The sequence below is a fragment of the Nostoc sp. DSM 114160 genome, from assembly GCF_053470305.1.
The window spans coordinates 1,946,823-1,973,206 of record NZ_JBPFGO010000001.1; the positions used below are offsets into that span (position 1 = coordinate 1,946,823).

Below are 26,384 nucleotides of genomic sequence, written 5' to 3' on the forward strand. Positions count from 1 at the left end.
CAGGCAAGATGCCTACCCCACAATGGAATCAAGGTTTAACTAAATTAAGTTGCACAGGGCGTTAACTCTCTGTTTTCAGCATAAAAAAATCGCCCCCTGAATTCAGGAGGCGCATCACCAAGGTGGTGTAGAGACGCGAGATTCCGCGTCTCTTGTTCTAGCTAGCAACGTACTCTTTGACATTGGCGCGACGGCGACGCAGATGAGCCAAAGCTTGATGCTCTAACTGACGAACGCGTTCGCGGCTGAGATTCAATCTTTCACCCACTTTCGCCAATGACATTTCATTACCATCTTCTAAACCAAAGCGCAGGGCTACAACTTCTCGCTGTTGCGGGGTTAGTTCTGCTAGCAGATTGTTCAAGTCTTGGCGTAAGAATTCCTGATTGGTGTAATACTCTGGCGATGGGCCATCATCTTCGAGCATTTCTTGCAACTCAGTATCTTGATTCTCACCAACTCGCACATCCAAAGACACTGGTTGACGAGCCATATTCAGATACTCGCGAATCTGAGCAGGTTCTAGTTCTAGTGCTTTGGCAATTTCGGCTGGAGTTGGCGATCGCCCCAAGCTTTGAGCCAACTCGCGCTGCACTTTTTTGATTTTGTTCAGTTTCTCGGTAATGTGGATCGGTAAGCGAATAGTCCGACCTTGTTGAGCGATCGCCCGAGTAATTGCTTGGCGAATCCACCAGTAAGCGTAAGTTGAGAACTTATAACCCCTCATCGGATCAAATTTCTCCACACCCCGCTCTAACCCTAGTGTTCCTTCTTGGATTAAATCCAGAAACTCCATATTTCGCTTTTGATACTTTTTAGCAATAGCTACGACCAAGCGCAAATTCGCTTCGATCATTTTTTGCTTTGCCCGCTTACCTTGTGCCACTGTTTGCTGCACCTCGGTTTCCGATTGTTGAACGTAGTCAGCCCACTCTGACATATCCGGTTCGCGTTGCAACTTCTTCGCCAAAGCTTCCTTAGCGTCGATCAGCGCCATCATTTGTTGCACTTGCTTCCCAAAGACAATTTCTTGTTCGCGGGTTAGCAGTGGTACACGACCAATTTCTCGCAGATAGGTTCGCACCATATCAGCCGTGAATTTGGTGTTGAGGTTTTCCGTTTGGGTATTGACAGTAGGCATTGGTGCGATGTCCTCTACTTCGTAAAGATAATGTATGTTTTATTACTAAAATGGATGGGGAGAAGTAGTACATCTATCACGAAATATCGGGAGCTATCAAAAGCAATCAGTTAATTAGATACAGCCGTTGTTAAGACGGTAAGCCCCCAATGATAGGTTCCCCTACCTTCCCTAAATTTTCAATCTTTTATAAGCACGCTGGTTATTTTTGAGAATTATTCTCTTGGACAGTTACTAACACCGGGCGGTAAATCCGAAGTCGGTATGAGTTCTACTTAACTTATAATACGACAAATCAGGCAAATAGTAAACTATCTTTAGATAAAACCTATTATTATAATTCAAAAGCAGTCGTTATAGAAAAAAATTTTAAATTTCCTTGAAATTATTGACTATATCTATAGTGACGCCAAAAACCCCTCTTCTGTTGCCAAAAACTAGCCGGATAACCGAACTTAATTTGCTGTGACAATGGAGGGATGTTACGAATTAGTCATTTGTCATTAGTCATTGGTCACTTGTACTGAGCGTAGTCGAAGTATTGGTCATTTGTCACTTGTACTGAGCGGCTCGTGCCGACTTGTGCCGAGCGAAGTCGAGGTAGCAAAGCCGAGGTAAGTCGTTGGCGTAATCTCTGTCTTTGACACGCTGTTAGCGTTCGTAGAGAAGTATTGGTCATTTACAAAGGACAAATACTTCTCTACGAGAGGCTGCGCCAACGACTTCGCTCAGTACAAGTGACAAAGGACAAAGGACAAATGACAATCTAAAATCCCAGGTCAGCTTTGGCTAGTTCCGCAGCGGCGAATACTTCTGCGTCAGGTTTTTCTTCCCAAGCTGGCTCACCAATTTCGGCATAAAAAGTTGCGTCATAAGGACGGGTACGGACTACTACGGGCATAGGAACGGCGTGACCCCAATATTAAAGCTTGTTGTTTCGAGTCTAGCTTTGCCAATACCGATCGCAGTCCGCTACCACCAGATACACCTGTAAAAATTGCCTCAATGTCTTTTTCATCATTCAGCAAAGCGGTAATGCGAGTCCCAATTTGGGACATAACTTCATTATCTATGCCTGATGGACGTTGATCGACTACCAAAAGTGTGACAAAATACTTCCGCAACTCGCGGGCAATAGTCCCAAAGATAGTACTTTGGACGATAGCTGGGTCAAGGAAGCGGTGCGCCTCTTCAATGGTAATCATCAGTGGCGTTGGGCGATCGCTAGGATTTTTGCTTTGCAGGAATTTATCTGCTTTCTTGACGTAATGCTCGTGAATACGGCGGGTGATCATATTCGTCACCAACATATAAGAGAGCATATTAGACTGGGAACCAAATTCTATCACAACATTCTTCCCAGATTCCAGGCATTGCACAATTTTACTAATGTAATTCTGCGGGCAAACTGCTCGCATATACTTCAAGCTGTCTAACCGTAAGAGTTTGCGCTGTAAAGAGTTAATTGAACCTGGGTGTCCCGGCTTTTCCTCACAGAACATCTTAATGTCTTCACCAGTCATATTTAACAGCTGGACAATCCAAGACTTGCCAAACTCATTAAACAAAATATTGGCATTATCCAAGGCTGCGTCAGAAAGTCCTAAATCTCGACCACATAATTTAATATCTTCAACTTCAATTTGCTCGTAACTCAAATAAAGTTCTTGGGCATCACGCACACCCCGACGCTTTGTCGATTCCGGGTCGAGGGTATAAACTTCTACCTTACTAGGAAAAAGTTGCTTTAAGCCTTTAACAGTATTGACATTTTTACCTTCTGCAACGGCTTCCCAGCCATACTCAGAGTGCATATCAAAAATCAAGTTAACTGCCGCATTTTTTCGGATAACGCCAGCTAAAAGTAGCCGAGTTAGAAAAGATTTACCAGTACCAGATTTCCCAAAAACCCCATTACTCCGTTCCACGAAGCGATTCAAATCGATACAAACGGGCACATCCATATCCAAAGGTTTACCGATGGAAAAGTTGCGCCTTTGGGGGTCATCTTCCCAACCAAAGACTCGGCGAAAATCGTCAACACTTGCATCGTAAACTTGGCTAAAGTGGCTAGGAATAGTTTTCACCGGCAACAATTCTATCGTCGTGCTGGTTTGTGGCACAAATGAAGCTAAACCAGTCACCGATGGGAGGAAAGGATTGGCCGATTTGCCATTTGTTGGGGAGAAAGATTCTTCAGTTTCGGGAGTGAACATCAACATCGGCGCGAGGTTGATAGTACCGTAAGTACCACTTCCAGCTAAAACATCTCGTAAAAAAGTGTCTTCCCAATTGGGGGGATTAGCAATAATTCGGGCATTAGCAGCTCCCAATGCTACATCTGTCAGCATACAAAAAAAACGCGATCGCATCCCTTGCACAACAAGAAATTTACCCACCCGCATATCTTCTACAGAAATGTCAGGATGCAATCGGACTTCTAAACCTTCAGTTAGAGAACCTTGAATGACCGAACCTAATGGTTGTGCCGAATTCATCTGATTAGTCATTTGTCACTTGTACTGAGCGTAGTCGAAGTATTTGTCATTTGTCATTGGTCATTGGTCACTTGTACTGAGTTTCGACTGCGCTCAACTACCGCGTAGTCGAAGTATTGGTCATTTGTTTTTCTTTTCCATCCCCTATGCCCCATGCCCAATTCCCTATGCCCTATTATCTAATCAATCTGAATCGAGGTTGGCGCACTTCCTGTTGATGGAGTGGTACTAATTAACGGTTTGCGGAATTGGGCATAAAGGCGATCGCGCCAGGTAAAGAATGGTTCATAATCTATATTCTCGGCAAAGATTGGCAATCCTTTACCTCTGATAGAAGCTGGTAAATCCAGATAGGGGACCAGAGGGGAACTTGAGCAATATCGATAAGCCAGCCACGGCTAAGTCAGCTAAAGTCGGCTCATCTCCTGTTAAATAAGGACTATCTGCCAATAATAACGTTAAGGCTTCTAAGTCTTGTTTTAAAGATGCGATCGCTGACTGTATCACATCTGGGCTGTAACCTACGCCAAAACCCAACACTGTCAGTAAGTCACTAGGTACTCCTTGAACCAGACTTTTAAATATATCTGGTGTTGACGTGGGTAATAAAGACTTACGGAAATTTTGATCTTGACTTACGGCTGCAAATAGTGCTTTGCGACCTTTGATGCCTATGGACTCATCCGCCCATTCTTCTATTAATAAAGTTAAACCCCGTTGTTTAGGATCTTGCGGTATTATGGGGCGATCGGGATACTCTAAGTCTAAATACTTAGCTATTTCCGTAGAATCCGCAATATATTTATGACGATCCTTTAATACAGGCACTTGTCTTTGACCAGTCAGCCGGAACAGTTCCACTTGTCCAATCCCAGGCGTAACCTCTATTTTGCGGTAATCTAGTCCTTTAAAATCTAGAATTAGGCGCACTTTCTCTGAGTATTGAGAGAGTTCCCATTGGTATAATTCCAGCATGTGTTCTATCTCTTGTAACTGGTCAACTTATTAACTTTACAATTGTATCTTTAGTTTTAGTAATTTTTATTGGTATTAGTTGGTTAACTGTCTATTTAATTGACATTAAGGTTTAACCGATGCCTGATTTTTGGCAAAATAAAATTATCGATTCAAAAAAATATTGTTTTCTGATTGATTAAAATATCAAATAACTAAGTAATTTAATTCAGCATATATATGACTCGTATTTGATTGCGTGAAAAAAACTTAGTACACTTTTATTCCTTCTCCCCTGTTCTTTATCCCCTCCCAACGCAACTAATTTCTCCAAATCAAAGCGGATTCCTATATATAAATAGACATAACCCCTCATTCGTCGGTCTTCAACAGTTACTGCAATCTTCGTCAGCGTTAGCCTACGTTAAAAGATTTCGGAAAGTAATTTCTGTGCTTTTGCTGAATAATCAATGGTTGATTCTGAAATATAGTTTTCTTCTCTATGTAATTCAGGATTTATGAATCAACTATTGATTTACGTACAGGTATGTATATAAATTGTCTTTTAAGTATAATCTTTCTCGAAGCTCATCGTAACTCATAACTTGTAGAGGTGAGATTTTCACACTTTCTGAGAATTTACTTTACACCGAGTGGGATTTTTAAATTTTGGTGTGATGGAGAAAATTTGCTCAATTTACATGAAATATATGGTAGATATATTTCATCCCGATCGGCGTGAATCGGGGTTAAATATTTAACCTTACTAGCACAAACTCTTCTAGAGAAAAACCTTACTTCCCTCTTGAGTTAGATTTTGTGCATAGCAAAATGTTATAAATCTTTATGTAATGTGTGGACAAAAAGAAAAACAAAATTTATGAAGACAAATTACAGCAAATTTCTGACCGCGTTGGCAGGCATAGCAGGATTTACTAGTTTCAGCGTCCTCATTACTTTACCATCTGATGCGAAAGAGGTACTAAATCCTAACCCCAGTATTTTCAACGAAGCTCCTTATAACCAAGGTCAACGGCTTCAAGCGAACACTCAATACGCACCGACTGAAGCCGTTTCCCAAATCGAAAAGGGCAATACCAAACGCAAACCAGTAGCACAGAAAAGTGGTGGAACGGTAAATCCCAGACCAAGTATTTTCAACGAGCCTCCCTATAACCGTGGTGGTGGTAGTGTTACACCTAGTGTTACACCTAGTGTTACACCTAGTGAACCTACACCCGTCACTCCAGGTACTCCACCCACTGAGACACCGACCACAACTCCACCAAAACCAGGGGCAAGTAGCAATCAAGGCAAAAACTTGTTAGCCTTGGCAGAGTCAAACGCTTCCTTTACCACGTTGACCAAGGCTTTAAAAGCAGCAGGATTAAGCGCAACTCTGCAAGGCAAAGATAACTTAACTATTTTTGCACCCACAGATGCAGCTTTTGCTAAGTTACCAGCAGATGCTTTGCAAGAATTATTAAAGCCAGATAACAAAGAAGTATTGCTCAAGATTTTAACTTACCATGTGGTTGCTGGTAAGGTATTGTCTACTGATTTAAAGTCTGGCGAAGTTAAAAGCCTCGAAGGTGGCGCAATCAACGTTAAAGTCGATCCTGCTACCGGTGTAACTGTTAATGATGCTAAAGTAACACAGGCAGATATCACAGGTAGTAACGGCGTAATCCACGCGATCGATCAGGTGATTTTACCTCCTGACTTGTAGTTGTAAGGTATCAGCACAACTGGTAACATTACTAGATTGGCATAAAATATTAATACGTTAAAATTCCGTTCAGATGTTAGTTTTGGACGGTTTTTTTGTTTGCTGTCAGCTTTTGATCTCGATCTTGCATTTCTAAAAGTTCAGGAATAGTAACAAACCTATAGCCCTGTTTCCGAAAGTTGGCAATAATTTCTGGTAAAGCTTGCACAGTTTTAGAGCGATTACCACCACCATCATGCATTAGCACAATTCCACCTGGCTTGGCCCTCCTAAACACATTATTAATTAATTTTGGTACAGCAGGACGTGAGTAGTCTACAGAGTCAGACGACCAGCGAATGATGGCATATTTGCTATTTCTAGCGTAACTAGCCACCCCATTGTGCATGATTCCCCCTGGTGGTCGAAATAAATTTGTTTTAATCCCTGTCACTTGATAAATCAAGTCTGCTGTGTGGTCAATTTCATAGGCAGCTGCTTGTGGATTTAAGAATTGATACCAATGATGCCAAGTGTGATTACCAATTACGTGACCCCTCAGCAATTTCCCGCTTTACTAAGCCTGGATAATTCTTCACGTTTTGCCCAATCAGAAAAAATGTCCCTTTAATCTGATTTTTTTTGAGAATATCTAGTACTTGCCCGGTACTTTGAGGCCATGGCCCATCATCAAAGGTGAGCGCAATTACTTTCTGTTCGGGAGTCAATTTTGCCGCATCAACTATTGCTCCTTGAAAACGCTGTGGCACAGTATATGAAAAACCTTTTGTTTGTACTTGCTGCTGCCAACTTCTAAGCATCGTTGCTTTGAGTTCTTCAATCTGCTGCTGAATTCCAACTTTGCTTGGTTGATTGTTTACATTTATATTCTCTGTACTTTGAGCATTAGAGGAGCTTGACTTAATAAGCATCATCGTGCTGACACTCACACTCCCACTCAAGACAAGCAACGTAACTAATATTTTTTGCAGACTAAAAAATGACTTATTGTCGTCCACTTCATAGCTCCTTCAAGGTCGAACCATCTTTTTTTCACGATACTTATGGCAGCTTTTTCTACTCTGTAAGCCCTGCCATACGAGCTACAGTTATGACTGGTCTATTTTTTAAAGTTAGCTCCAACCCTGACTCTGAAAAAATAGCTTACCCGATGGATAATCTAATATCTATAAGCAAAACTCTCACCATAAAGGTGAGAACTTTCTTACGTATTAATTTTTGTAATCTATGGGGTATGAGGGAATTTCGAGAACTGTAAAAGGCAAGTAAAATAATTTGTAATTAAGTTAAGTTTTGCAACGGAGATTCAGACAAGAGCCACAAAACTTGACATTTCTTAGTTGCAAGGGACTTAACCCCCTATAATTTATTAATCCTGCCTCATTAACTATGAATCTTAATGTAGGCTAAATATTGCATATTCCATTGACGAAGCCATTGCGAAATGATGACGAAGATGTGACCTTTCTTAAGTAATGACGGTAGAGAGCAAATCTGTTAAAAAATTTCTTCGCTCCCCAGCAGCGTCAGAGGATTGAACACTATTAATTGCTGAAAATTCTGCAAATAATGCTTTTAAAGTGAGTCCGAAAACTCCGCACGCTTGTTTCTGTCTCAAAAAAAAGGGACTTCCGATAAATCATCCATTTGTGGGGCAAGATGCCTACCCCACAAGAGTTAACAGAATACTTTTTTTTGGAAATCCCTTATCCTTAAAAGGTTACAGACTAGACATTACATCCCGTGCAACAGTTAAAGTCTGCTCGATGTCTTCTTCTGTGTGAGCAAAAGATGTAAACCCAGCTTCAAATTGAGAGGGTGCTAAGTAAACACCACGCTCTAACATTCCACGATGGAAGCGTCCGAATTTGGTTGTATCAGACTTTTTCGCATCTTCATAGTTATGAACTGGGCCAGCGGTAAAGAATAAGCCGAACATGGCGCTGATTTGACCGCCGCAAGCTGCATGACCAGTTTCTTTAGCAATTTGCAGCAAACCATCTGCTAGTTTTTTAGTAATTCGCTCAAGAGACTCGTAAGTACCTGGCTTTTGCAGCAATTCTAAAGTTTTAATACCAGCAGTCATCGCCAAGGGATTACCAGATAGAGTCCCAGCTTGATATACGGGGCCGGCAGGCGCAACCATTGACATAATATCTCGGCGACCACCATAAGCCCCTACTGGCAAACCACCACCAATTACCTTACCCAAGGTTGTTAAATCAGGAGTGACGCCAAATTTTTCTTGAGCGCCACCGTAAGCAATGCGGAAGCCTGTCATCACTTCGTCAAATACCAACAACGCTCCATACTCATGAGTTAGTTCCCGTAAACCTTCTAGGAAGCCAGCGTCAGGTGCGATAAATCCAGCATTGCCGACGACTGGCTCAAGAATGACACCGGCAACCTCGTCGCGGTTTTCTTCAAATAAAGCTTTGACTGCTTCTAGGTCATTGAAAGGTGCAGTTAGAGTGCTGCTAGTTGCTGCTTTAGGTACTCCCGGTGAGTCTGGCAAGCCAAGTGTGGCGACACCAGAACCCGCTTTCACTAGAAACGTATCGGCGTGTCCGTGGTAGCAACCTTCAAATTTGATGATTTTGTCTCGGTTGGTGAAAGCCCGCATCAGCCGCAAAACTCCCATACAGGCTTCAGTTCCAGAATTAACAAATCTGACCATTTCGATGCTAGGAACGGCATCGATGACCATTTCTGCCAAAACATTTTCTAGGACTGAGGGAGCGCCGAAACTGGTGCCTTTTTCTAAAGCTTCATGCAACGCTGCAATGACTTCTGGATGAGCATGACCGCAAATAGCTGGGCCCCAAGTGCCTACATAGTCTATGTATTTATTGCCATCTACATCCCAAATATACGCGCCTTTGACACGATCGAAAACGATGGGTTGTCCGCCCACAGATTTAAAAGCACGAACTGGAGAACTGACTCCTCCGGGCATGAGATTTTGAGCAGCGGCGAAGACTTCTTGTGATTTTGTTGTTTTAATTGTGGTATTTACCAAAGTTCTCTCCTAACAGTGGGCAATAAAACGCTCTATCTTAGGATAGGGTTAAACACTGCTTAGAATTTCTATCCTATAAAATTAGCGGAACCAAAAAAATAACATTATGTTATGCAAGTCCAATGAAGACTTGACTTTAGATATTTAATTCAAAAAAAACATATCGGCTGTCCTATTTTGAATGGTATCGTGAATCCATAAATTATTCTCATGAGAGCAAACTAGCTGGTATGTCTTCTAACGATTCGCGATCGCTGCATTACACTATCCCGGTTGAGAAAATTCGCTACGATGAACGGGGTCTAGTGCCTGCAATTGTTCAAGACTATCTAGATGGTACTGTCCTGATGATGGCATGGATGAATCAGGAGTCGTTACAAAAGACTTTAGAAACTGAAGAAACTTGGTTTTGGAGCCGTTCTCGGCAAGAATTGTGGCACAAGGGGGCGACTTCTGGGCATATTCAAAAAGTGCAAAGTATCCGTTATGACTGCGATAGTGATGCGCTGCTTATCGGCGTAGAGCAATTAGGAGATGTTGCTTGTCATACTGGAGAGCGCAGTTGTTTCCACCAAATAGAAGGGAAAATTGCCTCCCCTCCAGGAGATACATTGTCGCAATTGTTTCAAATAATATGCGATCGCCGCGATAATCCTACTGAAAGTTCTTACACTTGTAAACTATTCGCAGGTGGCGATAACAAAATTTTGAAAAAGATTGGTGAAGAAACCGCCGAGGTGGTAATGGCTTTTAAGGATGATGAAGCAGATGCGATCGCAGGTGAAGTGGCTGATTTGCTATATCATACTTTGGTTGCCTTAGCTCACCATCAAGTGGATTTAAAATCGGTATATCGCAAGCTCCAAGAACGTCGGCAATAGAGTCAAAAAACAAGTCATCTTACCGTGGGGAGTTATGTTACTCAGCCAAAATTCTATTGAGATACTGTAAAATTGCCACAGCGATCGCTACACTCAAAATGAAGCCTAGCCAGTAACTATTTGTAATAATTTGTGGTCGATCTAATGCCCATCCACCCAAGGGATGACCAATAAAAGAGCCAACAGCCCAGCACAAAGCGTTGATGGAAAAATAAACACCGCGTTGATTTTCTGGGGCTAACTCAGTTACTAAAGAGGCAGCAGATGGCGTGTAAGAGACAATCGCCATAGCAAATACTCCCAATGCCAATATTACCCAAACCAGATGATGAGATGGGGCTGTACCGCTTACCCAAATCAGTCCGAAACCAATTGCCCAGAGAATGGCGGAAACAGTCAGCGCGAGTGTGTGAGAGCAGCGTTTTAAGATGCTGGTGACAGGCAACTGACAAATAATTGCGAACAACAGATGCCAAGCAAATAATCCGCTAATCGTAGTTTGAGCAAATCCTTCGGTAGTACTTTCTACAAAAACAAAATTTTTGAAGTAAAGCGGTAGGGTGCTGTGGATTTGAGAAATATAGATTGTAAAAAATATATTAACTACTATGTAGACCAGGAAACGCCAATCTCTTAATACTGCCATCCAAGCAGCAAAAAGTTCTGTCTTTTCAGGTTCCTCTATTTGCTGTTGTTCCGTTTGATTAATTCCTACATAGACAACTCCAAAAAATGCCATAAAAGAGATGGCATCAATCACAAATAGCCAGCGATAATTCCCAATTATCGCGATTAAAAACCCAGCCAGCACAATTCCGATCGCTAACCCCAGATTATCAGCTAGTCTGGCGATCGCAAAAGTTTCCCGTCGATTGTCAATTTGGCTAGCGTCAGCAACCACAGCTTCAGCCGATGGCCAATAGAAACCTATCCCTAAACCGCTAATCAAGCTACCGATTACCAAAGAAGTGAAATTATTGGTTGCAGCTAAAACTAAAGAAGCAATTGCTGAAATCGCCGTCGCTAGCAACAAAGTGCGGCGGCGTCCCCAATATTCAGAATCAGCCAAAGAACCACCCGCAATCCGCCCTACGATGCCGGAAATCGAGGCGCTACCCAAGGCTACCCCAACACTGGTTGCAGATAAACCAAGTTGATTGACAAAAAAGATGGGGGCGTAAAACAGGGTAAAGCCGGTACCAACTTCCGAGAGAAATCTCCCAATTGCGAAAATCCAAACCTGGGGATGTATCGAAGGCAACCACGATGATAACTGAGATTGAGAAGCTAATTTCATAATTTTAAATGTCATAATTTGATGACATTTTTGTAATTCTTATCATTGGTTACTATTTTCCTCATTCATTCCACAGGGTTTCCACAGGGATTTTAGCAGTTTTCCACAGGTGCTATACGAGCTAATAGGCTTCTTGCTGTCTTACTGGGGATTGTTGATTATAAGTAGCAAAGAAGTTTAAGGACTGAGTTTTTATGAAGTAAAGTAACAAAAAATTGCCTTAAATGCCTATTCTGTCGTTCGCATTTATTTTTTATACCATCGTTTTTAACATTTCGCAGCATTGACAAACCCACCCCCTTTTGGCGCACAATGATGCGGCTTGCTTTTATAATTCTGTTCAACCGCTGGCATCAAACGTGTAAAATATATTACTACTAGATGTAAGTGCAGATTGTCGGGATAACGAAAGAGCGTGTAAAGCCTTAAACCGCTTTACCGCAAGCAACTTGTCCCTCTTGATTATCCTCATAGGAGGAAAATCTCATGAAATCAACGGTTAGCATCTTTACAGAAATTCCTGAAACACTCCACGAATCCTTAAAAAATTACTTAGAAACCCATCCCGATTGGGATGAAAACAGAGTACTGACGGCGGCACTATCATTGTTTTTACTCCAAAATGGAGATAGCGATCGCCGTGCTGCTCGAGTTTATCTGGAAACTTTGTTCCATCACTCCACAGTAGAAATGCCCTGTACTGACTCACCAGCAACAGCTAATTTACTAGACACCCCATAGCTACTGGTATAAAGGGCGTTATTCCCCTATTTATTAATGAGGCACGGCATACCGTGCCCCATTCATGGGATTTTCAGCTGATAGCGATCGGCAATATTACAATAAAAAAGATCGGTAGATTCCGATCCATAAAAAAGTTCTAATAGTTTCTTTTATTGCCAAAAGTAGTTGGTAATAGAGTGGAATTTACCTTTGTTCTCAGTCTCCAGCTGGAAATGTCTATTTTGAGGCTGCCGCTTCCCTGACTTACGGCAGCAGTTCCAGATAGAGGCTAGAAACGGGCTTTTAAGGGGACTTTAGCTTCATTTGACTACCAATGCACAGCTATGTACCCGATGAACTCCAATCTCAGCACCGTTATATATATCAAAACGGTTGCATACCAAAAAATATTTTCCAGTGGACTCTCTCCCCTGTCTACTATTTGAAATAGATAAATAAATATCTCAAATAACTGTTTGGCGTGTATTTGAGGAATATCTACTTATTTTGATTGTCTAAATTTGTCTTTTACTAAAACTAAGAAAATTCCCTAATGGCTCTCCCAAGAGTCAACAGTCAAGAGTTAAAAAACTCTAGACTATAAACTCAGGACTTGCCTTCCAACTGCTGGGGGTGAACAGCGGATTCAAACTTATAGCCTACGCCACGTACAGTTTGAATTAATGCTGGCTGACTAGCATCAATTTCAATCTTCTTGCGAATTTGGCCGATATGAACATCTACAACCCGCTGGGTCGCCGACATATTCATAATCCCACACCTCTTGGATTAGTTCTGCCCGCCGCCAAACTCGGCCTGGATGACTAGCTAAAAAATGCAACAAGTCAAATTCCAGAGCAGTTAAAGGTACTGGTTGGTTATTAAGTGCTACCTCCCGTCGCACTGGATCGATCATAAGTTTTTCAAATACCAAGCGTTTCTGCTCGGCTGTAGTTATCACTCGCTGACGCCTCAAAATAGCTCCGACTCTGACTTCTAGCTCTCCTAGTCCAAAAGGCTTGGTGAGATAGTCGTCAGCACCTTTAGCAAAGCCGCGAATTTTATCAGCTTCGTCAGCACGGCTAGTCAACATCAAAACAAAAACACCATTACGACTTTGCATCTCTTGGCAGAGGTTAAACCCTGTGACATCTGGTAAATTCACATCTAGAATCACCAAATCAGGGTTAAATTGCTCAAATAGAGTTAAGGCTGTCTTTCCATCTTCGGCAGCCTCCACCTGATAGTTCTGTTTAATCAAAAAGCGTTGGATTAAATTCCGAACCGCAGGGTCGTCGTCAACTACAAGAATCTTGGCAGGAGCCATGACCATTACTTTGCACAAAAATTCGTAAGATTAACAAGAGAGTTGCGTAAAAACGCAGTTGCCATTTTAGGACTAACTAAGAATCTACATGGCTACGGTATAACAATCCCGATTATTTGAAAATAAATACTCTAATCGGGATTGTGGGCAAGGAGAAGGCGAAACTTCTGTTAGCCAACAGTATATAAGCGCTCTGACTTGAACTGCAACCGTTCTTGATAGCAAGACACCTTCTCGATCCCAGTTAACTGGTAACTTAAAACGTTTCAATTTTAAATCGATATGTGGATATATACCACAAGCGATTATTCAGTATAATTAAAAAAAACTCTTTTAGGGCACAGTAAGTTGCCAGATTTGAAACATTAAAGTTGATTTTTTCATAAAAACCATGAGTTTTAGGTACTCTCCGTTCAAATTCTAGATTAGAGCCAGAATTAGACAACGACATGAGGGTATACACGGAGTTATAGCGATATGTTAAAGTGACTATAGTTGAAATTACAAAGTCGATCAAACTAACCCGTGCTACTATCCTGGTAGGGCATATAAATAGATCGAGACTTTAGTTTCGATCGAAATAAAACCTAAAATTGTTTTTTATTCGATAAAAGACTGCCGCTGATTGAGGCTGAAGTAACAAACTCCCATGAGCGATCAAAATCCCTACGAAAAACTTGGGGTATCAGAAGAGGCTAGCTTCGATGAAATTCAGGATGCTCGTAATCGCCTATTCGAGCAACATAATGGCGATGCCAAGCATTTAGAAGTGATTGAGGCGGCTTACGATGCGATTTTAATGGATCGCTTACGGATGCGCCAGGAAGGTAAAATCAAAGTCCCTGAGCGGATACGGTTTCCAGAGTTGCGAGTGCAATTGCCTCCTAAAGAAAGTCCAACCCCTCGCGAACAGTCACCCGCATGGCTGCAACGGATGCTGGATCAGCCAACGCCTGCGGATATACTCTTACCAGGAGCTTGGTTTCTCGGTTTGAGTTCTATTAGCCTGTTCTATCCAGAGGGAGGCGATCGGGTTTTGCAGTTAGCATTGGTGGTTGGTGTGGGCGCTAGTATTTACTTTCTTAATCGCAAGGAAGGTAAATTTGGCCGAGCAGTTTTGTTCACCCTGGTCAGTTTAATAATTGGCCTAATCGTTGGCGGACTAATTGCTAGCTGGCTCTTACCACAAATATCATTTATCAATCTGGAAACGAATCAGTTCTCTACTGTAGTGACGTTTATATTGTTGTGGTTAGTTAGTAGTTTTCTACGTTAAACCACTGCCTAAGCAGGTTTCTATAAAGAAGACATGGTTTATGTATGTTCTTCTAAAATAAAAAGTCAGGAGTCAGAATAGGTATTCTGACTCCTATTTTAATTTGCAACCCGAATGCTGATTAATTGAATTATATTGCAGGTACAGAGCCTTTTAGACAAGGTGTTTAGCTTTTAAAACTAAATCTACAGCAGCGCTAAAATCCTGAACAATTAAGTCGGGGTGGTAAAGTTCTAATTGGGTGCGATCGCGAATTCCAGATTCCACAGCCATCATCTTAACTCCATAATTTTTCGCAGCGGTGATGTCGGCTTCCGTATCGCCTACCATCCAAGTATCAGCAGCCGGGGGCAGTTCTTTTAATGCCCTAGCCATTAACAAGGGCTTATCTTCAATATCACGAGTCTTTACGTAGTCGTTACTCAGACAATAACAACGATTTTCCGGGAAAAATTTGCCTAAATCATGTTTTTTGAAAGCATAATCTAGTTCTCTAACTCGGCGCATGGTCATAACTGCCAAATCAATTCCAGCTTGTTGAATTTTTAACAGTGCATCTACAGCACCAGGCGCGAGAGTGTCATAGTGAAAGTAAGGTTCTGTATGCACAGTTTGCCGTCGCAACTGGGCGAATTCTTGAGCTTGAGCTTCGTCTAACCCAGAATTTAAGGCGATTTGTTTTTCAGGAACACGCGATCGCTTTAACTGCCAAAATTCCGCTTTCGGAAGTTCTTGCACTACTTGATCTGGGCGACGGGTTTTATCTAAGCAGAATTGATAAACACGGTAGTACCGTTCGGAAACATCAATAATTGGGCCGTCGAAGTCAGTAATAAGTCTTAGCATCGGCGGTAAAAGTTAATTTTTATTAAGTTTATCTCAGATGTATGGCTATTTTTTGAGGGTATTAAGTCTAGCTAAAGGTTTTTTTGTAAACTTTTTTAAGAAAGTATCAACAATGACCTCATTGCAGCGTACCGCGTTTGATTTGTTCGCTTTCAATGGCTTCAAATAAGGCGCGAAAGTTACCTTCGCCAAAACCTTGAGCTTGGTAACGACGTTCAATAAACTCAAAGAAAAATGTCGGCTGTTCAAATATTGGCTGGGTAAAAATTTGTAGTAATAAAGGCGCGGTATTTCCTCCCTCTAAAGGAGTATATTCTTGCCAGTCTACTAGAATTTCTTGTTGGGCGATCGCTTCTAGTTCTAGAGGTGATAGCGTGATTCCTGGTCGCTGTTTTAGCTGCGAGTAATAAGTTTGGGGAACCGAGAGTAAAGATAAACCACTGGCACGAAATTTAGCGATCGCACTCACAAGATTAGTCGTCCGCAAGGCAATATGTTGAATTCCTGGCCCCCGATTGACATCTAGAAATTCCTGAATTTGAGAATTGCTGGTAGCTGGCTCATTAATTGGCAATTGGACGCTACCGTTGCGCGAAACCATCACCTGGCTGTGTAAAGCAGAGCGATTGGTTTTAATTTTAAATGCCTGCTGGGGTTGAAAATCTAGAATTTTTTCGTACCAAGCCACAGCACGATCCAATTCACCAACTGCCACGTTTAACACTATGTGATCTATGGCGGTAAAAGTGTTGTCATTAGTCATTTGTCCTTTCTCAAAAACCGATGACCTTTCTATCAATGTATGAGTCAGTCCACCCCAGGCGGCAATTTTGCCACACTTGAGGGATGCCGTACCTATCTGGCGTTCCTGAATGGGTTGTAGGATTGTCGCACCGTGTTTTTGAGCTAGGGCGATCGCGCCTTCAACATCTTCGACAGCAAAAGCGACATCTGCCACACCAGGTGGATATTGACGCAGAAATTCAGCTACTGGACTTGTAGGCAACAGGGGTGAAGATAGAAAAAAGCAGACATCACCACTTTTCACCACTTGTGTACAAGTGTGAAATGAACTGATGCGATCGGTTACTGCTTGAAAACCAAGATGGCGTACAAACCAATCCCGCCACATTTTGGCGTCTTCTACATAGAAATGAACGCGATCAATTTTCATAGATATTGAAAATCCAGCATAACAGTTTATATATCTGTAAATTTTGCCTTTTCTGCTAGATTTTCACGTCTTTCCTAAGCAAGAATTATGTAAGCGTACTCCCACTCTAAAAGAACAAATGACTATCAGGTTGAATGTTAATTTCCATTGGCACAGCTTGCGGTTCGGCAGAAAGGGCAAAGAAAATCGCATTGGCAGCAGTTTCAGGACTAAGCATTTTTTTTCGGTCTACTTTTAGGTTGACATTATCCCAAAAAGGAGAATCTACCCCACCAAAGTAGAATAACGTGAACTTGACACCAAAACGCTTGAGTTCCTCTGCTATGCACTTGCTAAAACCGACAACACCAAACTTAGAAGCCGAATAAGCCGCTGCCATCCCCATCGAATGCTTACCCAGAATTCCTACTACATTACAGATGTGACCAGACTTGCGCTTTTGCATCTCTTCAGCAGCCGCCTGAGTGGTGTAAAAGCTACCTTTTAAGTTGACATCTAACATCTTGTCTAAATCAGCGGGTTCCAGGCTGTTGTAGGGCTTGAGTATACCAGCACCAGCTGCATTCACTAAAATATCAATTTGACCAAACTCAGCGATGGTCTTTTCTATCAAAGTATCTACCTGTTGGGGGTCAGTAATATCGGTGGGAATAGTTAAAACTTGTCCTGGTAAATCAGCAGCCAGTGTGGTTAAACGTACCGCATCTCTGGCAGCCAGTACCAACCGGACTCCGGTAGGCGCAAGTTTTTGTGTTAAAGCTGAACCAATACCACCAGTAGCACCGACAATAACAACAACTTTATCCTGCATTGTATTATTTACATTTATTTACATGTTTTTACATAATACAGAATTACAGGCTCAGGTTGTGCGTAAACATTCAAAAAGTATCTATTCGGAGAGTAGCGGCACTACTTCATATTCCTTATCATTCATTTTTAATGTAAATGTGGAAGATGATTCTAAATACTTGGTAAAATTGGAACCTAACTTTAATTTTTTAATAATTGCATTAGGAGATTCTCCGGTTATTTTACGTAACTCTGAGCCAAGCTTGGACACAGACAATTTAGTTTTGGGAGACTTTGTTTGTATATCTTGAATAATTTTTAAGAGTAATTTATCTAATGTTTTTTCATTAGGAATTTCCGCAGAATTTTCTTGAATAGATTGTACGGATGAATTATCTATAATAATAGGGGTAATTTCTTCAATTTCTGGTTGCTTATGATTAGATTTATTATTGATATTGGATCTTTCTTGAAATAAACTTGCAATAGTTGTTAAACTGTGTAATCGAGTATTGATTGATTCTTGTTCATTTTTAATTAAATCTTGAATTTGCTCAACCACTTTTTCCAAAGATGGAACTTCTGTTGCCATTGCTAAAGAATAATGAGTTACTTTGCCAGTATTGCGGTTTTCTATATATAAAGTTTGCCCTTGTCTACGTACCCAATAGACAATTAATCCTTGGTTTTGGAGTTCGTTGCAAAGGTGAATTAAAATTCCATCGTTAGAACAGACTAATATTTCTTTAACTGTTGGATAAGAGCGTACAATACAAGCCCCGAAAGCGATCATTTTTGCATCAGCACTATCCTTACCTTCTGGCACATGGACAAGTTGATAGCCACGGTTATATAGTTCAATATCTTGTTTTCCAATACTTGGATTTCTCCAGTTAGCAAATGCCATTTTAAATTGAAGAGGATAGTTGCAGACACTAGCTAAAAATAATTCTGAATTAACATCTAATTTTAAGTTCTCTGCATCCAAAAGTAGAAGTGATATTCCTGTTTCTAATTGATGTTTTATTTGAGCTATTTGTTGAATTTTTTGAATAAATTGGCTGAAAGCAACAGATTCTAACCAATCAGGCGATAATATCGTTTGCAGCAGTTGTTCAGCTAATGTCAAACTAAAAGAGCTAAGGCTTTTCTCTGTGATTTTTTCTTCGGGCAGGTTTTTTAATAAAGAAAGTTCCGTCGTTTCAGCCGTATATACTTTAGTATGTCCGTTGCTGTTAGCAAGCAAGTCAGTTTCTAAGGAACGAGAGAATGCAGGTTCTAGGAATTGTTTACCACAATTTTTGCAGAGGTAATTCTGCTTGTCATTCCGACGACCATTTTTACGATATGAAGTAGATTCGCACCGGGGACATTTCATTTTATGATTTAGGTGGTCTAGAGCAAATACTTGTCTTTAAATATATAGTATAAAAAAATACTGTCAATATGAGATTGCATTGCCTAACACCAGAAAAACTTAAAACAAGCGGAAATTCAATTTAACCCCTCATTTTTGCTTGCACTATGTATGAACCCTCTCAATAGCTAGAATTTAAAAAACACTTCAACCGATGCGAGCGAAAACATAGTCGCGGGTACGAGAATCCACCGGGTTAGTAAAGATTTTATTGGTAGTACCAAATTCAACCATTTGAGTAATCCGATTGTCATTACTATAAAAGAAAGCCGTAAAATCAGATAGGCGAGTAACTTGCTGCATATTGTGAGTAACAATCACAATTGTCAACTCAGAACGCAAGTTATGGATCAAATTCTCGATTTTCATACTACCCATAGGATCGAGACCTGAACAAGGCTCATCCATCAACAAAACTTTAGGTTTTACCGCTAAAGCACGGGCAATACATAATCTTTGCTGTTGACCACCAGAAAGCTCTAAAGCAGATTTGTGCAGCTTATTTTTCACTTCATCCCAAAGTTCGGCAGCTTTGATGGCAGATTCAACAATTCCATCTAATTCTACTTTCGGATGCCATCCAACTAACTTCACCCCATAAGCAACATTATCGTAAACGCTCATGGGAAAAAGATTTGGTTTGGGAAAAACCATACTAACTTGGCGACGTAAGCGATTGATGTTAACACGACGCTCATAAATACTCTGCCCAAAAAATTCTACTTTTCCTTCAACCTTTACTTCTGCTTCTAATTCACTCATGCGATTTAACGATTTAAGAAAAGTAGATTTCCCACAACCACTAGAACCAATAATTGCCGTGACTTGGTTTTGGTAAATATCCATTGACACGCCTTCAACTATCTTTTGAGTGTCGTAATAGAAGCTGAAGTTTTTGACTCTGATGGCTGGAATTAGTTTACTCATATTCCTAAAACGTGTGAAACAAAACCTGACTAGGTAAAGTAGTACAAATTAGCGCCGCTGTTTCACTATGTTACTCCCAAAAGGAGACATTCATGGAAATTACGTAGCCATGCAGTAGCTATACAGCAAATCAACTGTTAGAAAATACTTGTATTAAAGTAATGCTCCAAAATTTATCTTTTACAGACTTTTTATACCCACCTTTCATACCTTAACTATTGAAAAAGGATTAGGTCTGGTTCAATTTAAAATAGCTATGTAGAAATCAAAATATGAATATCATATACTTTTCATGGCTAGTGAGGAATTAATTTATTTATAAAGATAAATTAGTAACTTTTTTAAACGACACTTTATGAATATTCTCTAGTGCAAGATAGCTCGACAAAAATCAATAAGTCACGAATCAAGCATACCTTAACCGAAACGCCCTGAAATGTAGTCGCGGGTGCGAGGATCTAGTGGGTTGTTAAAGATTTGCTCTGTAGCACCAAATTCAACCATTTGACCAATCCGACTTTCATCGGTGCTAAAGAAAGCCGTAAAATCAGAAACGCGAGCGGCTTGTTGCATATTATGAGTAACGATCGCAATTGTCAATTCAGACTGTAAACTGTGGAGTAGTTCCTCAACTTTCATGGTGGCGATGGGGTCAAGAGCCGAGCAAGGCTCATCCATCAGCAGAACTTTCGGCTTGACTGCTAAAGCACGGGCAATACATAATCTTTGTTGCTGACCACCAGAAAGCCCTAAAGCTGATTTATCGAGCTTATCTTTCACTTCATCCCAAAGCGCTGCGCTGTGAAGTGCAGATTCGACAATTTCATCTAATTCTAATTTTGAATGCCTACCTGCTATTCTCATCCCGTAGGCAACATTTTCGTAAATGCTTATCCCAAAAGGATTTGGTTTTTGAAACACCATACCAATTTGGCGGCGTAATCGATTGATGTTGACACGACGATCGTAAATATTCTGACCAAAAAATTCTACATCTCCTTCAACTTTTACAGGCCCTTCTAATTCGCTAATGCGATTAAGAATTTTGATGAAGGTAGATTTACCACAACCACTAGGACCAATAATTGCGGTTACTTGGTTTTGGTAAATATCTATTGACACCTTTTCAATAGCTTTTGTTGTCCCGTAGTAAAAGCTGATGTTTTTAACTTTGATAGCTGGAATTAGGTTACTCATGCTAATTCGTAATTCGTAATACTTCTCTACGAGAGGCTGCGCCAACGGCTACGCTCAGTACAAGTTCGTAACTCGTAATTAAGATATATCAAACAAGGCTTTACTCTGCCAGTTTGTCATTTTAATATCATACTTTGCCAGGATGCCAAACAATACAAAAACTTATTTATTTTACTTTAGTCTTCTTTGCCTAATAATTAAGCGAGAGAGAATACTGACAGATAAAATTAAGCTGAGTAGAACTATAGAAGTAGTCCAGATCAATTGACTTTTTTGTGGGTCGGGGTCGTTATAAAGATTAAAAATTAATACTGGTAAAGAAGCTGTAGGACTTAACAATCCTTCTGACCAATCTAAACTAAATAAAGCGGTAAAAATTAAGGGTGCTGTTTCACCAGCCGCACGAGCTATAGCTAATAAAATGCCTGTAATGATTCCGGGGATTGCAGTAGTTACAACAATGCGAAAAGTAGTTTGGAAGCGAGTTCCACCTAAAGCAGCAGAGGCGAGGCGTTGAGATGTAGGAATCAGTTTTAAGGATTCTTCTGTTGTCAGTATAATTACAGGTAGCATAATCACGGCTAAAGCAAAACCACCTGCGATCGCACTAAATCCTTTAGTTACCAAAACTATCACACCATAAGCAAACACGCCGACAACAATTGAAGGTACGCCTGTAAGAATGCTGGTGACAAAGCGAACAATACTAGTAATTGGGTTAGTTTGATTAAATTCTGCTAAGAAAATTCCTGTTATTATCCCTGTGGGAATGCTGAAAATAGCACCAATTATCACCATGATTATGGTTCCCAAGATGGCATTGCCAAAGCCATTATCAATAACTGCTTTGACAAACATTTCTGATTTAAGTCCAGATATTCCCCGGATAAAAATTTCCCACAAAATTGATAATAAAGGAATGAGTGCTAGACCTGTAAGACCAAAGGCGATCGCATTCATTGCATAGGTAAATATTACCCGCTTCCTTGGCAGAGGCCTGCACAATTCTGCCGCCAAAGATTCATTTTTTTCTGACTGAATATAACCACTCATAATTTTGACAAAGGTTGATCGATCAACTTGCTACACTGAATTATTTGTAGGAATTGAAAAATGAGATAGTGTCATTTGTTTTTCCTACCAACCCACTTAACCAAGATGACAGCGCCAATATTTACAGCTAAAGTCAACCCAAATAAAATCAATGCCAAATAGCTTAAAGCACCTATATGCAAACCCGGTTCAGCTTCAGCAAATTCATTAGCTAATACAGAGGGAATTGTATAAGCTGGATCGAGTAAAGAAGCGCTGATTTGAGCAGAGTTACCAATCACCATAGTAACGGCCATTGTTTCACCCAAAGCCCGTCCTAAAGCCAGCATTGCTGCACTTACTATTCCAGAAAATCCAGATGGTAGCAAAACTCGAAAAATTGTTTCCCAACGAGTGCCACCTAAAGCCATAGATGCAGAACGTAATTCTTTAGGGATAGCCATTAAGACATCACGACTAATTGCTGCCATTGTGGGCAAAATCATGATGGCGAGAATAATTCCAGCAGTCAACATATTAGTTCCAGAAGGATCTTCTGTATTAAACAGTGGTATCCATTTCAAAGTACTGGCTAACCACTTTTGTAGAGGTTCTAGAACTGGAATAAAGACAAAAATCGCCCACAAACCAATAATTACACTGGGAATTGCAGCAATTAATTCAACAACAAATGCTAGGGTGATTCGCAGCGATGAAGGTAAGAAATTTTCACTTGTAACTAAGGCTACTGCTATTCCCACAGGAACAGCGAATAAAATAGCGATCGCACTACTTACCAAAGTTCCATAAATATAGGGTAATGCACCAAAAATCTGATTACCTGTATCCCAATCTTGTCCCCACAAAAACCCCATTCCAAACTGCTTAATGGCTGGTAGAGCTTCGTGTAAAATTACCCAAGTCATCAACAATAGTACTGCAACGGTAATCACAGCAAAAAAGTATACTACCCGTGTAAAACCTTGGTCAAACCAAAAATTTATACCGCTGCTAGTAGTTAGATTGAAATTTTCATCGCTGAGATTTGAATCATCTGATAAATTTGCCATTACAAATCAATAAAATAGATTTTTTATTACTGGTAGAGCGAGTTATTAACTCAGTTTGTCATTAGTCATTAGTCATTTGTCCTTTGTTATTTGTAATTACAAAGGACAAATCACCAAGGACGAACATAACAAAAATTCTCACAATCTAATTTAGGATTGCTATATTCAAAGCACCCTTCCTTTTTTAAGGGGCGGAACTCTTGTGAATAAGTCCTAAAGATTACAAATTAAGGCTTGACAGAGCTATTCACTGTCTGAAGCACTCGATTTGCTACATCAGATGGAATTTTGGTGTAGTTAAGGTCATCGTTATATTGTTGACCGTCTTTCAATACCCAATTAATCCATTTCTTAATTGCATCAGCTTTAGCAGCATTAGCATACTGTTTGTAAACCATCATCCAAGTAAGACCGACAATGGGATAACCTTGTCCTGGATCTCCTACAAAAACGCGGTAATTGTCTGGGAAAGTGACAGTTGATAAAGCTGCATTTGCAGATTCTAAAGAAGGAGCAACAAATTCTCCGTTCTTATTTTGTACCAATGCTGATTTCAGATTGTTTTTGACAGCGTAGCTATATTCAACATAACCAATAGAACCAGGAGTCCGAGCTACTATAGCAGCTACGCCCGGATTCCCTTTGCCTTTGAGGACATTTGGCAGATTCCATTTTGGAGCAGTGTTAGTTCCAACTCTGCCTTTAAAATAACCGCTGATGGCACTCAAGTGATTTGTAAAAATGAAAGTTGTACCGCTACCATCGGCACGAACAGCAAATTTAATTGTTTGATTTGGTAGATTAGCGCCTGGATTATCAGCTTTAATTTTCGCGTCATTCCATTTGGTAATTTGACCTGAATAAATTGCTGGTAGTGTAGCGCGGGATAATTTGAGATTGTTAACGCCTGGAAGATTGTAAACAACAGAAACAGCACCGCCTGCTGTAGGTACTAAGATTGCACCATTCTTGACTTTAGCGATTTCATCATCTTTCATTGCAGCATCACTACCACCAAAGTCAACGGTTCCAGCGATAACTTGACGAATACCACCACCACTACCAATTGCTTGGTAGTTAATTTTCAAGTCTGGATATTTCTTCTTCACTTCACGAGCATAGCGTTCGTAAAGCGGAGCCGGGAAAGTTGCTCCTGCACCATTGAGAGTTTCAGCTTGTGCGATCGCACCAAAAAATGGACTAAGTGCAACAGAAGTTGTCACCATTGAAGTAGCAACGACACGATTCAATATGGCGGTCGAAAAAATCATATTACCTCTGATTAAAGGAATATTTTCTTGGTGTTATTCCAGTCTTAAACAGGCTACATTTTGTATGGTTAAAGCTTCTTTAACAATTGATAAGCAAGAAATTAAGATATATTTAAATATTAAGTTGAAATTTTTTTTCTTGTTGATTTTGCTTGACTAAATTATTTAGTGAAAAATTAATAAAATTTTAAAATTTAATTTAAATAATTAAAATTGAGTAAATTATTGCAATCTAAAAATTATCACTTCAGTATTTATCGGTGAGTGCCTGGAATTGCACATCTAAACAGACTCAGGATCTTGCCCCTGATAATATCGTTCTTCTTGAGAAGGATGTTTTCCGTGGCAAGCATAAACACTATAGCCGTCAGCAAATTGAAGAGCAGCTTCCCCTTCAGCATGAAGCATATTTTCTTTGTCAAAAGACAACTTGCAAGGGCGATCGCAGACTATACAAACCTTTTCAAATTGGAATATTAAACCACAATGTTGCATCAATTCTTGAAGTACATTCCATTTTTTCTTATCGTGTTGAAGATTAAGAACTGAGATACAAAAATCTAGCATACAACCCCAAATTGCCCATTCTGCTGGTCTAGTCAGGTTGTTTGTAAAGTACAAAATATCAGTAAATTCAAATTCAAGCTTGTCGAGATCGGCAATTAGTTGATGTTCAAGACATCTTGCTGTGTAAGGAAAGTATGAAACTAGTGGATGACTCTCAGTTGAGTAGTACGGAAATTCAGGATGTTGGACTTGATTCCGTAACCTAATAAAGAGATGCTCGTCAAGTTGTTGCCTTATTCCATGTAAAAGGTGATCTACTACTCTTTTAAGGAATTTGATGTGGATATCGCGCCCTAGATATGCCTTAAAGTTCTCAATAGTAAAAATATTTTCAATTGCGGTCATAGGACTGCTATAGAATAATATCTCAGGCTCAGGATAATCACTCACCGCATAAGCAGCTTTGATTATTGCTGCGACTTTTTCTTGCTCTATTGATTCAGTTGATATTTGTATCGATCGCCACTTATCTCTATAGATAGGAAGCATTGCTTCTTGTTCATCAGATAGTTCGGCGATAATGCGTTTTGGCATATCATTTGTGCGTCTTGGCATATTTAAGTGCAAGAATATTAGGTTTGCTTGAACAAAATATTTGTTACGCAGTCACCTTTAACCACCCAAAAATTTCACCCACAGTCAACTGTAACCCCTGACAAAATTTTGGCACTGGTAAAACAGACTCAATTTCCTCAAAAGGTAAAGGTTGTTGTCTTGCAGGATAAGCAGCAATGAATCGCTCATCAGGGTCAATTAACCAACCCATTTGAGTCCCGTGATTGAGAGCGTGTAAGATTTTTTTTGTAATTTTTGTATGGCTTTGTTCGGGGGAAAGAATTTCGATTATCCAGTCGGGTGCTGCGGAAAATGTATTGGAAATATCACCATTTTCGTCTACAGGAAGCCTTGCCCAAGAGAATACAGCGACATCGGGAACTATAGAACGTCCTGCAAAAGTGCAACGTAATTCTGGAAAAGCCCAACCCATTTTTTGGACTTTGATAACAGAATTGATTGTGGGACAGAGTTCTCCTTGAATAGTGCTATGTTTTCCTTGAGGCATAGGTTTTGGAATGATTTTACCGTCGATGTATTCGCAATACGGTTTAGTTTCTGGTAGTTTGAGAAACTCTTCTAGAGTCAATATTTTATTTGATGTTTGTACCATGATTCTCCTAACTACAATTTATGATGATTTATTTACATATTTAGTATTTACCTTATTCTAAAATACTTTTTAAATTTA

General features: G+C 40.2%; 18 protein-coding genes and 5 pseudogenes. 4 read left to right on the forward strand and 19 right to left on the reverse strand.

From position 1 onward, the window contains the following. Positions 1–157: 157 nt before the first annotated feature. The 4 genes and pseudogenes from NSTCB13_RS08845 to NSTCB13_RS08860 all read right to left on the reverse strand — a co-directional run bounded on the left by NSTCB13_RS08845 (position 158) and on the right by NSTCB13_RS08860 (position 4,614). Entirely contained in the window at positions 158–1,141 is a 984-nt protein-coding gene (locus NSTCB13_RS08845; protein WP_445629215.1) for an RNA polymerase sigma factor, RpoD/SigA family, read from the reverse strand. Positions 1,142–1,655: 514 nt separating this feature from the next. Continuing rightward, complete coding sequence (locus NSTCB13_RS08850; protein WP_448272041.1) at positions 1,656–1,820, reverse strand: hypothetical protein; 165 nt, start codon at positions 1,818–1,820, stop codon at positions 1,656–1,658. Between the two features lie 87 nt (positions 1,821–1,907). Then, positions 1,908–3,639 (reverse strand): annotated as a pseudogene (locus NSTCB13_RS08855) (helicase HerA domain-containing protein). Positions 3,640–3,818: 179 nt separating this feature from the next. After that, positions 3,819–4,614: pseudogene (locus tag NSTCB13_RS08860) on the reverse strand (glutathione S-transferase family protein). Positions 4,615–5,473: 859 nt separating this feature from the next. On the opposite strand from NSTCB13_RS08860, the gene NSTCB13_RS08865 reads away from it, so the two are divergent. Further along, positions 5,474–6,322: a fasciclin domain-containing protein gene (locus NSTCB13_RS08865; protein WP_448272042.1), complete on the forward strand. Its 849-nt coding sequence runs from the start codon at positions 5,474–5,476 to the stop codon at positions 6,320–6,322. 76 nt (positions 6,323–6,398) lie between these two features. Here NSTCB13_RS08865 and NSTCB13_RS08870 read toward each other — a convergent pair. Beyond that, positions 6,399–7,320, reverse strand: a pseudogene (locus tag NSTCB13_RS08870) (polysaccharide deacetylase family protein). A gap of 722 nt (positions 7,321–8,042) precedes the next feature. Then, a complete protein-coding gene (gene hemL, locus NSTCB13_RS08875) occupies positions 8,043–9,341 on the reverse strand; it encodes a glutamate-1-semialdehyde 2,1-aminomutase (protein ID WP_448272043.1) in 1,299 nt (432 codons plus the stop codon). Between the two features lie 230 nt (positions 9,342–9,571). On the opposite strand from hemL, the gene hisIE reads away from it, so the two are divergent. Continuing rightward, positions 9,572–10,222, forward strand: a complete 651-nt coding sequence (gene hisIE / locus NSTCB13_RS08880; RefSeq protein WP_335009633.1) for a bifunctional phosphoribosyl-AMP cyclohydrolase/phosphoribosyl-ATP diphosphatase HisIE — start codon at positions 9,572–9,574, stop codon at positions 10,220–10,222. A 37-nt stretch (positions 10,223–10,259) separates the two neighbouring features. Here hisIE and NSTCB13_RS08885 read toward each other — a convergent pair whose 3' ends face one another. Further along, complete coding sequence (locus NSTCB13_RS08885) at positions 10,260–11,519, reverse strand: MDR family MFS transporter (RefSeq protein WP_448272044.1); 1,260 nt, start codon at positions 11,517–11,519, stop codon at positions 10,260–10,262. 486 nt (positions 11,520–12,005) lie between these two features. On the opposite strand from NSTCB13_RS08885, the pseudogene NSTCB13_RS08890 reads away from it, so the two are divergent. Then, a pseudogene (locus NSTCB13_RS08890) lies at positions 12,006–12,197 on the forward strand (DUF2811 domain-containing protein); the annotation flags it as partial. Positions 12,198–12,848: 651 nt separating this feature from the next. Here the strand turns inward: NSTCB13_RS08890 and NSTCB13_RS08895 are convergent. Further along, positions 12,849–13,569 (reverse strand): annotated as a pseudogene (locus tag NSTCB13_RS08895) (response regulator transcription factor). A 649-nt stretch (positions 13,570–14,218) separates the two neighbouring features. On the opposite strand from NSTCB13_RS08895, the gene NSTCB13_RS08900 reads away from it, so the two are divergent. Continuing rightward, positions 14,219–14,845, forward strand: a complete 627-nt coding sequence (locus NSTCB13_RS08900) for a CPP1-like family protein (protein WP_445629224.1) — start codon at positions 14,219–14,221, stop codon at positions 14,843–14,845. A 153-nt stretch (positions 14,846–14,998) separates the two neighbouring features. Here the strand turns inward: NSTCB13_RS08900 and NSTCB13_RS08905 are convergent, their stop codons facing one another. The 11 genes from NSTCB13_RS08905 to NSTCB13_RS08955 all read right to left on the reverse strand — a co-directional run bounded on the left by NSTCB13_RS08905 (position 14,999) and on the right by NSTCB13_RS08955 (position 26,306). Next, on the reverse strand, positions 14,999–15,691 hold the full coding sequence (locus NSTCB13_RS08905) for an HAD family hydrolase (protein WP_448272045.1): 693 nt from the start codon (positions 15,689–15,691) through the stop codon (positions 14,999–15,001). Between the two features lie 118 nt (positions 15,692–15,809). Beyond that, positions 15,810–16,865 carry a 4-hydroxyphenylpyruvate dioxygenase gene (hppD, locus tag NSTCB13_RS08910; RefSeq protein WP_445629226.1) on the reverse strand — a complete coding sequence of 352 codons (1,056 nt, stop codon included), beginning with the start codon at positions 16,863–16,865 and terminating at the stop codon, positions 15,810–15,812. 106 nt (positions 16,866–16,971) lie between these two features. After that, the gene (locus NSTCB13_RS08915; protein ID WP_448269331.1) at positions 16,972–17,676 is read right to left on the reverse strand and encodes an SDR family oxidoreductase; all 705 of its coding nucleotides are present in this window, start codon (positions 17,674–17,676) and stop codon (positions 16,972–16,974) included. 81 nt (positions 17,677–17,757) lie between these two features. After that, positions 17,758–19,035 (reverse strand): IS1/IS1595 family N-terminal zinc-binding domain-containing protein, encoded by a 1,278-nt coding sequence (locus tag NSTCB13_RS08920; RefSeq protein WP_448272046.1) that lies wholly within the window; start codon positions 19,033–19,035, stop codon positions 17,758–17,760. Positions 19,036–19,221: 186 nt separating this feature from the next. Beyond that, positions 19,222–20,001, reverse strand: a complete 780-nt coding sequence (gene pstB / locus NSTCB13_RS08925) for a phosphate ABC transporter ATP-binding protein PstB (protein ID WP_445629229.1) — start codon at positions 19,999–20,001, stop codon at positions 19,222–19,224. Between the two features lie 417 nt (positions 20,002–20,418). Next, positions 20,419–21,198 carry a phosphate ABC transporter ATP-binding protein PstB gene (gene pstB, locus NSTCB13_RS08930; RefSeq protein WP_322669961.1) on the reverse strand — a complete coding sequence of 260 codons (780 nt, stop codon included), beginning with the start codon at positions 21,196–21,198 and terminating at the stop codon, positions 20,419–20,421. Between the two features lie 171 nt (positions 21,199–21,369). After that, a complete protein-coding gene (pstA, locus tag NSTCB13_RS08935) occupies positions 21,370–22,251 on the reverse strand; it encodes a phosphate ABC transporter permease PstA (protein ID WP_448272047.1) in 882 nt (293 codons plus the stop codon). A gap of 71 nt (positions 22,252–22,322) precedes the next feature. Beyond that, entirely contained in the window at positions 22,323–23,300 is a 978-nt protein-coding gene (pstC, locus tag NSTCB13_RS08940; RefSeq protein WP_448272048.1) for a phosphate ABC transporter permease subunit PstC, read from the reverse strand. A gap of 227 nt (positions 23,301–23,527) precedes the next feature. After that, positions 23,528–24,571, reverse strand: a complete 1,044-nt coding sequence (gene pstS / locus NSTCB13_RS08945) for a phosphate ABC transporter substrate-binding protein PstS (protein WP_448272049.1) — start codon at positions 24,569–24,571, stop codon at positions 23,528–23,530. Between the two features lie 282 nt (positions 24,572–24,853). Then, entirely contained in the window at positions 24,854–25,693 is an 840-nt protein-coding gene (locus NSTCB13_RS08950) for a DUF6745 domain-containing protein (RefSeq protein ID WP_448269339.1), read from the reverse strand. 43 nt (positions 25,694–25,736) lie between these two features. Then, a complete protein-coding gene (locus NSTCB13_RS08955; RefSeq protein ID WP_448269341.1) occupies positions 25,737–26,306 on the reverse strand; it encodes a Uma2 family endonuclease in 570 nt (189 codons plus the stop codon). Positions 26,307–26,384: the final 78 nt, after the last annotated feature.

Excerpts from the sequence above, each read along its gene's own strand:
- hisIE (WP_335009633.1), top strand. The coding sequence starts at position 9,572 with ATGTCTTCTAACGATTCGCGATCGCTGCATTACACTATCCCGGTTGAG.
- pstB (WP_445629229.1), bottom strand. The coding sequence starts at position 20,001 with ATGAGTAAACTAATTCCAGCCATCAGAGTCAAAAACTTCAGCTTCTAT.
- hppD (WP_445629226.1), bottom strand. The coding sequence starts at position 16,865 with ATGAAAATTGATCGCGTTCATTTCTATGTAGAAGACGCCAAAATGTGG.
- NSTCB13_RS08915 (WP_448269331.1), bottom strand. The coding sequence starts at position 17,676 with ATGCAGGATAAAGTTGTTGTTATTGTCGGTGCTACTGGTGGTATTGGT.
- NSTCB13_RS08920 (WP_448272046.1), bottom strand. The coding sequence starts at position 19,035 with ATGAAATGTCCCCGGTGCGAATCTACTTCATATCGTAAAAATGGTCGT.
- pstS (WP_448272049.1), bottom strand. The coding sequence starts at position 24,571 with ATGATTTTTTCGACCGCCATATTGAATCGTGTCGTTGCTACTTCAATG.
- pstA (WP_448272047.1), bottom strand. The coding sequence starts at position 22,251 with ATGAGTGGTTATATTCAGTCAGAAAAAAATGAATCTTTGGCGGCAGAA.
- pstB (WP_322669961.1), bottom strand. The coding sequence starts at position 21,198 with ATGAGTAACCTAATTCCAGCTATCAAAGTTAAAAACATCAGCTTTTAC.
- NSTCB13_RS08955 (WP_448269341.1), bottom strand. The coding sequence starts at position 26,306 with ATGGTACAAACATCAAATAAAATATTGACTCTAGAAGAGTTTCTCAAA.
- NSTCB13_RS08885 (WP_448272044.1), bottom strand. The coding sequence starts at position 11,519 with ATGAAATTAGCTTCTCAATCTCAGTTATCATCGTGGTTGCCTTCGATA.
- NSTCB13_RS08850 (WP_448272041.1), bottom strand. The coding sequence starts at position 1,820 with ATGACCAATACTTCTCTACGAACGCTAACAGCGTGTCAAAGACAGAGA.
- pstC (WP_448272048.1), bottom strand. The coding sequence starts at position 23,300 with ATGGCAAATTTATCAGATGATTCAAATCTCAGCGATGAAAATTTCAAT.
- NSTCB13_RS08845 (WP_445629215.1), bottom strand. The coding sequence starts at position 1,141 with ATGCCTACTGTCAATACCCAAACGGAAAACCTCAACACCAAATTCACG.
- NSTCB13_RS08900 (WP_445629224.1), top strand. The coding sequence starts at position 14,219 with ATGAGCGATCAAAATCCCTACGAAAAACTTGGGGTATCAGAAGAGGCT.
- NSTCB13_RS08865 (WP_448272042.1), top strand. The coding sequence starts at position 5,474 with ATGAAGACAAATTACAGCAAATTTCTGACCGCGTTGGCAGGCATAGCA.
- NSTCB13_RS08950 (WP_448269339.1), bottom strand. The coding sequence starts at position 25,693 with ATGCCAAGACGCACAAATGATATGCCAAAACGCATTATCGCCGAACTA.
- NSTCB13_RS08905 (WP_448272045.1), bottom strand. The coding sequence starts at position 15,691 with ATGCTAAGACTTATTACTGACTTCGACGGCCCAATTATTGATGTTTCC.